A 6,603-nucleotide genomic window follows, 5' to 3' on the forward strand; every position below is an offset into this window, starting at 1 on the left:
TGGGGATGGGCGCGAAGCTTCGGGAACGTGATTCACCGGTCGGCGACCTGCGGCTGGCCAACCTCACCAAGCGGTTCGGCATCTTCACCGCCGTCGACGACCTCAGCCTGACCGTCCCGCAGGGCTCGTTCTTCGCCCTGCTCGGCTCGTCCGGCTGCGGCAAGACCACCACCCTGCGGATGATCGCCGGGCTGGAGGAACCGACCAGCGGTCAGGTGCTGCTCGGCGACCGGGACGTCACCCGGCTGCGGCCGTACAAGCGGCCGGTGAACACCGTGTTCCAGAGCTACGCGCTCTTCCCGCACCTCGACGTCTTCCAGAACGTCCACTTCGGCCTGCGCCGGCGCGGGCACCGCTCCGGCTACGACGACGTGATGGCCATGCTCGAGATGGTCCAGCTCGAGGAGTACGGCAACCACTACCCCGGCCAGCTCTCCGGCGGTCAGCAGCAGCGGGTCGCCCTGGTCCGCGCCCTCATCAACCACCCGCAGGTGCTGCTGCTCGACGAGCCGCTCGGCGCGCTCGACCTGAAGCTGCGTCGGCAGATGCAGATCGAGCTGAAGCGGATCCAGACCGAGGTGGGGATCACCTTCGTGCACGTCACCCACGACCAGGAGGAGGCCATGACGATGGCCGACACGGTCGCGGTGATGAACGCCGGGCGGATCGAGCAGCTCGGCGCGCCCGCTGAGCTCTACGAGTTCCCGGCCACCGCGTTCGTGGCGAACTTCCTCGGCCAGTCCAACCTGCTCGCCGCCGAGGCCGCCGGCCCCGCCGGGTCGGACGTGCCGGTCACCGCCCACGGCGCCCGCTTCTCCGTCCCCGCCGAGCGCGCCCGGTCCGACCGGGGTGCGGTCTACCTGGGGGTACGCCCCGAGAAACTGCACCTGGTCGGCTCCGCCGCCCAGGTTCCCAGTGGACACCAGCACGTCGAGGGTGTGGTCACCGACGCCTCCTACGTCGGGGTCAGCACCCAGTACCTGGTCCGGACCGGCTGGGGCAGCGAGATCTCCGCGTTCGCGGCGAACAGCGGCACCGGTGGGCAGCACCCGGTCGGCACCCCGGTGGTGGCGCACTGGGATCCCCGGCACGCCTTCCTGCTGCCCCGCGAGCCCGGCCAGGCCGACCGCACCACCCCGCTGCTCGACGAACCGGTCGGAGCGCCGTCGTGAGCGGGCCGGCCGGCGGCGTCACGCACGCCAGGGCCGGGTCATGAGCGCGCTGGCGCACGTGCCGACCCCGTCGGGGCGGGCGACCCCGCTGCCACCGCCCCGCCGGGGGCGGCACCGGCTGCTGCCGTACCTGCTGCTCCTGCCCGGCGCGGCCTGGCTGTTCGTCTTCTTCGCCGTGCCGCTGCTGCAACTGGCCGCGGCCAGCCTCTACGACCCGAGCGGCTCGCTCTCCACCGGGTACGCGCTGACCTGGGCGTTCAGCAACTACCCGGACGCGGTGCAGGCGTACTGGCCGCACTTCGCCCGCTCCTTCGGCTACGCCGGGATCGCGCTGGTGCTGGCGCTGCTGATGGGCTACCCGCTGGCGTACGCGATCGCGCAGAAGTCGGGCCGGTGGAAGAACCTGCTGCTGGTCTGCGTCGTCGCCCCGATGTTCACCAGCTTCCTGGTGCGCACCCTGGCCTGGAAGACCATCCTGTCGGACAACGGCTGGTTCGTCGGGCTGCTGCGCGACGTGCACCTGCTCGCTCCCGACGGCCGGCTGCTGGCCACCCCGTTCGCGGTGATCCTCGGCCTGACGTACAACTTCCTGCCCTTCCTGGTGCTGCCGCTGTACGCGAGCCTGGAGCGGCTGGACCACCGGCTGCTGGAAGCCGCCGGTGACCTGTACGCCAACCCGGTGCAGACGTTCCGCCGGGTCACCCTGCCGCTGTCCATGCCCGGCCTGATCGCCGGCACGCTGCTCTTCTTCATCCCGGCCACCGGCGACTACATCAACGCCGAACTGCTCGGCACGCCCAACGAGTACATGATCGGCAACGTCATCGACTCGGCGTTCCTGGTCCGGCTGGACTACCCGCAGGGCGCGGCGCTGTCGTTCCTGCTGATGGCGGCGATCCTCGCGGTGGTCTTCGGCTACCTGCGCCGTGCCGGCACCCAGGAGGTGTTGTGACGACCCGCGTCGCCCGCTGGCTGGCCGACCGCTGGGTGATGGGCGTGGCCCTGCTGGTGCTCGGCTACCTCTCGCTGCCGATCATGGTGGTCGCCGGCCTGTCGTTCAACCGCCCGTCGAGCCGGCTGTCGTACGACTTCCACGAGTTCACCCTGGACAACTGGCGCAACCCGTGCGTCACCTCCGACATGTGCGACGCGGTGGTGCGCAGCGTCCAGATCGGCTTCATCGCCACCGTCGTCGCCACCGTGATCGGCACCCTGATGGCGTTCGCCCTGGTCCGGCACCGGTTCCGCGGCCGCTCCGGGATCAACCTGCTGATCTTCCTGCCGATGGCCACGCCGGAACTGGTGATGGGGACCTCGCTGCTGGCCCTCTTCGTCTCGGCGGGCGTGCCGCAGGGCTTCTGGACCGTCGTCATCGCGCACGTCATGTTCTGCGTGTCGTTCGTGGTGGTCACCGTCAAGGCGCGGCTGGCCGGGATGGACCGGCGGCTGGAGGAGGCCGCGATGGACCTCTACGCCAGCGAATGGCAGACCTTCCGGCTGGTCACCCTGCCGCTGGTGCTGCCCGGCATCGTGGCCGCCGCGCTGCTGGCCTTCTCGCTCAGCTTCGACGACTTCATCATCACGAACTTCAACGCCGGCACCACCGTGACCTTCCCGATGTACGTCTGGGGTGCCGCCCAGCGGGGCATCCCGCCGCAGGTCAACGTCATCGGCACGGCGATGTTCGGGATCGCGCTGCTGCTGGTCGGCGTCAGTTCGCTGCGCGCCCGCCGGGCCCGGCGCGCCGCGCTGGCGCCACTCTCCGGCCGACGGGCGAGTGGCCCGTCATGATCCTCCCGCATACCGGCAGGGCGCTCGCCGACGCGGCGCCCGTGCCCTACTGGCTGGACCGTCCGGAACGCCCCGACCCGCTGCCGCCGCTGCACGGTACGCACACCGCCGACCTGCTGGTCGTCGGCGGCGGGTACGCCGGGCTCTGGACCGCCCTGCTCGCCAAGTCCGACGACCCCGACCGGGACGTGCTGCTGGTCGAGGCGGGCACCTGCGGGTGGGCCGCGTCCGGGCGCAACGGCGGGTTCTGCGCCGCCTCGCTCACCCACGGCCTCGCCAACGGCGCGCAGCGTTTCCCCGGGGAGATCGACGAGCTGGAACGGCTCGGCCGGGAGAACCTGGACGCGATCGCGGCGACCGTCGAGGCGTACGGGATCGACTGCGACTTCGTACGCACCGGCGAGCTGGCGGTGGCGGTCGCGCCGTACCAGCTCGCCGGGCTGGCCGACGACGCCGCGCTGGCCCGCCGGCACGGCCACGACGTACGGCTGCTCGACCGCGACGAGGTGCGCGCCGAGGTGCACTCGCCCACGTACCTCGGTGGCATGTGGGACACCGGCCGGGTGGCCATGCTCGACCCGGCGAGGCTGGCCTGGGGGCTGCGCCGCGCCTGCCTGGAACGCGGCGTCCGCATCGCCGAGCACACCCGGGTCACCGGGCTGCGCCGCGACTCCGCCGGCCTGCGCGCCGTCACGGCCGGTGGCCCGGCCGCCGCCCCCGGCCTGGTCCGGGCCCGGCAGGTCGGGCTCGCCACCAACGCCTTCCCGCCGCTGCTGCGCCGGCTGCGCGCCTGGATCGTGCCGGTCTACGACTACGCCCTGATGACCGAGCCGCTGAGCCCGGCCCAGCGCGACGCCGTCGGCTGGCGCAACCGGCAGGGGCTCGCCGACACCGGCAACCAGTTCCACTACTACCGGATCACCGACGACGGGCGGATCCTCTTCGGCGGCTACGACGCGGTCTACCACTACGGCAACCGGGTCGCCCCGGAACTGGAGCAGCGACCGGCCACCTTCACCGCCCTCGCCGAGCACTTCTTCACCACCTTCCCCCAACTGGCCGACCTGCGCTTCAGCCACCGCTGGGGCGGGGTCATCGACACCTGCACCCGGTTCTGCCCGTTCTTCGGCACCGCCTACGACGGTCGACTGGCGTACGCGGCCGGCTTCACCGGCCTCGGCGTCGGCGCCACCCGGTTCGGCGCCCGGGTGATGCTCGACCTGCTGGCCGGCGGGGACACCCCGCTGACCCGGCTGGACCTGGTCCGCAGCACGCCGCTGCCGTTCCCGCCGGAACCCGTCCGGGCCGCCGGCATCAACCTCACCCGCTGGTCGCTGGCCCGCGCCGACGCGCGCGAGGGTCGGCGCGACCTCTGGCTCCGTACCCTCGATCGTCTTGGACTGGGGTTTGATTCCTGATGCGCATCCTGCTCGTCGGCGCCGGCGGTGTCGGCTCCGCCGCCGTCGCCATCTCCGCCCGCCGATCCTTCTTCGAGACCATGGTCGTCGCCGACCACGACCTCGGCCGCGCCGTGCGGGCCGTCACCGGCCACGGTGACCGGTTCGTCGCCGCCGCCGTCGACGCCTCCTCGACCGAGGCGGTCGCCGCGCTCTGCCGGGAGCACCGGATCACCCACGTGCTCAACGCGGTAGACCCACGCTTCGTCATGCCGATCTTCGACGCCGCGCTCGCCGCCGGGGCCGACTACCTGGACATGGCGATGTCGCTGTCCCGGCCGCACCCGTCGCGCCCGTATTCCGAGACCGGCGTGAAGCTCGGCGACGAGCAGTTCGCCGCGGCCGACCGGTGGGAGGCGGCCGGACGGCTGGCGCTCTGCGGCATCGGCATCGAGCCCGGCCTGTCCGACGTGTTCGCCCGCTACGCCGCCGACGAACTGTTCGACGAGATCGACGAGATCGGGGTACGCGACGGCGCGAACCTCACCGTCGACGGGTACGACTTCGCGCCGTCCTTCTCCATCTGGACCACCATCGAGGAGTGCCTGAACCCGCCGGTGATCTGGGAGTCCGGTCGCGGCTGGTTCACCACCGAGCCGTTCAGCGAACCGGAGGTCTTCCACTTCCCGGCGGGGATCGGCCCGGTCGAGTGCGTCAACGTGGAGCACGAGGAGGTGCTGCTGATCCCGCGCTGGGTGGAGGCGAAGCGGGTCACCTTCAAGTACGGCCTCGGCGACGAGTTCATCGAGGTGCTGAAGGCCCTGCACAAGGTCGGGCTCGACGCCACCGCCCCGGTGACGGTGCGCGGGATGCAGGTGTCCCCCCGGGACGTGGTCGCCGCGTCGCTGCCCGACCCGGCCACCCTCGGCGAGCGGATGCGCGGCAAGACCTGCGCCGGGACCTGGGTGCGCGGATCGGCCTCCGGCCGTCCCCGCGAGGTCTACCTGTACCACGTGGTCGACAACGAGTGGTCGATGCGGGAGTACGGCCACCAGGCCGTGGTCTGGCAGACCGCGGTGAACCCGGTGGTCGCCCTGGAACTGCTCGCCACCGGCGCGTGGTCCGGCACCGGCGTGCTCGGACCGGAGGCGCTGCCGCCGCAGCCGTTCCTGGACCTGCTCACCGGGTACGGCTCGCCGTGGGGAATGGAGGAACGATGACCCGCTACGGCCCGATGTACGGCCCGGACGTCACCTTCCTCGGCGTGCCGCCGTGCACGCTGGAGGAGCCCGTCACCTACGTCGACGCCGACGTGGTGATCATCGGCGCGCCCTTCGACGGCGGCACCTCGCACCGGCCGGGCACCCGGTTCGGCCCGTCCGCCATCCGGCAGGCGTGCTACCTGCCGCACGACGGCTCCCGCCCGTCCCTGGCGATGCGCGTGGACGGGCTGCGCGACCTGTGCGTCTACGACGCCGGTGACGTGGAGATGTTCTCCGGCGACATCGAGCGGTCGTTGGCCGCGCTGGAGTCCGCCGTCCACGCGGTCGCGCGCGCCGGGGCGATCCCCGTGGTGCTCGGCGGCGACCACTCCATCGCCCTGCCGGACGCCACCGGGGTGGCCCGCCACCACGGGCTCGGCCGGGTGTCGCTGGTGCACTTCGACGCGCACGCCGACACCGGCGACGTCGAGTTCGGCTCGCTGTACGGGCACGGCCAGCCGATGCGCCGGCTCATCTCCTCCGGCGCGGTACGCGGCGACCGGTTCCTCCAGATCGGCCTGCGCGGCTACTGGCCCGGCCCTGCCACGCTGGCCTGGATGGCCGCGCAGCGGATGCGCTCGTACGAGATGACCGAGCTGGTCGCGCGTGGGCTCGACACCTGCCTGACCGAAGCCTTCGCGATCGCGGTCGACGAGTGCGAGGGGGTCTTCCTCTCCGTCGACGTGGACGTGGTGGACCCCGGGATGGCCCCCGGCACCGGCACCCCGGAGCCCGGCGGGCTGACCTCGCGGCAGCTCCTCGACGCGGTTCGCCGGGTCTGCTACGAACTGCCCGTCGTCGGCCTCGACGTGGTCGAGGTGGCCCCGCCGTACGACCACGCCGACATCACCGCGTACCTCGGCAACCGGGTGGTCCTGGAGGCGCTGTCGGCCATCGCCCGCCGCCGCCGCGACGCCGCCGCCGGCCCACCCTGGAACCCCCACCAGCCCCTCCTCGACGCCCGCTGACCCACCCCACCCC

Annotated in this window: 6 protein-coding genes; all 6 read left to right on the forward strand. The window is 72.4% G+C overall.

Going from position 1 to position 6,603, the window contains the following annotated elements; translation table 11 throughout:
• Positions 1–5: 5 nt before the first annotated feature.
• Genes ACPFP2_RS29105 through speB form a run of 6 tightly spaced genes read left to right on the forward strand, consistent with a single transcriptional unit; the run spans position 6 to position 6,590 of the window.
• Positions 6–1,172, forward strand: a complete 1,167-nt coding sequence (locus ACPFP2_RS29105) for an ABC transporter ATP-binding protein (RefSeq protein WP_424093332.1) — start codon at positions 6–8, stop codon at positions 1,170–1,172.
• Between the two features lie 40 nt (positions 1,173–1,212).
• Positions 1,213–2,124, forward strand: coding sequence for an ABC transporter permease (locus tag ACPFP2_RS29110; protein WP_424093334.1), 912 nt, complete (start codon positions 1,213–1,215; stop codon positions 2,122–2,124).
• Entirely contained in the window at positions 2,121–2,963 is an 843-nt protein-coding gene (locus ACPFP2_RS29115; protein WP_424093336.1) for an ABC transporter permease, read from the forward strand. Before ACPFP2_RS29110 ends, ACPFP2_RS29115 begins: the two co-directional genes overlap by 4 nt.
• The gene (locus ACPFP2_RS29120) at positions 2,960–4,381 is read left to right on the forward strand and encodes an NAD(P)/FAD-dependent oxidoreductase (protein ID WP_424093338.1); all 1,422 of its coding nucleotides are present in this window, start codon (positions 2,960–2,962) and stop codon (positions 4,379–4,381) included. The genes ACPFP2_RS29115 and ACPFP2_RS29120 overlap by 4 nt, the downstream gene beginning before the upstream one ends.
• The gene (locus ACPFP2_RS29125; RefSeq protein ID WP_424093340.1) at positions 4,381–5,580 is read left to right on the forward strand and encodes a saccharopine dehydrogenase family protein; all 1,200 of its coding nucleotides are present in this window, start codon (positions 4,381–4,383) and stop codon (positions 5,578–5,580) included. Before ACPFP2_RS29120 ends, ACPFP2_RS29125 begins: the two co-directional genes overlap by 1 nt.
• Positions 5,577–6,590, forward strand: a complete 1,014-nt coding sequence (gene speB / locus ACPFP2_RS29130; RefSeq protein WP_424093342.1) for an agmatinase — start codon at positions 5,577–5,579, stop codon at positions 6,588–6,590. The genes ACPFP2_RS29125 and speB overlap by 4 nt, the downstream gene beginning before the upstream one ends.
• Positions 6,591–6,603: the final 13 nt, after the last annotated feature.

The organism is Micromonospora citrea, from assembly GCF_049629545.1.
GTDB classification, from domain to species: Bacteria; Actinomycetota; Actinomycetes; order Mycobacteriales; family Micromonosporaceae; genus Micromonospora; species Micromonospora citrea_A.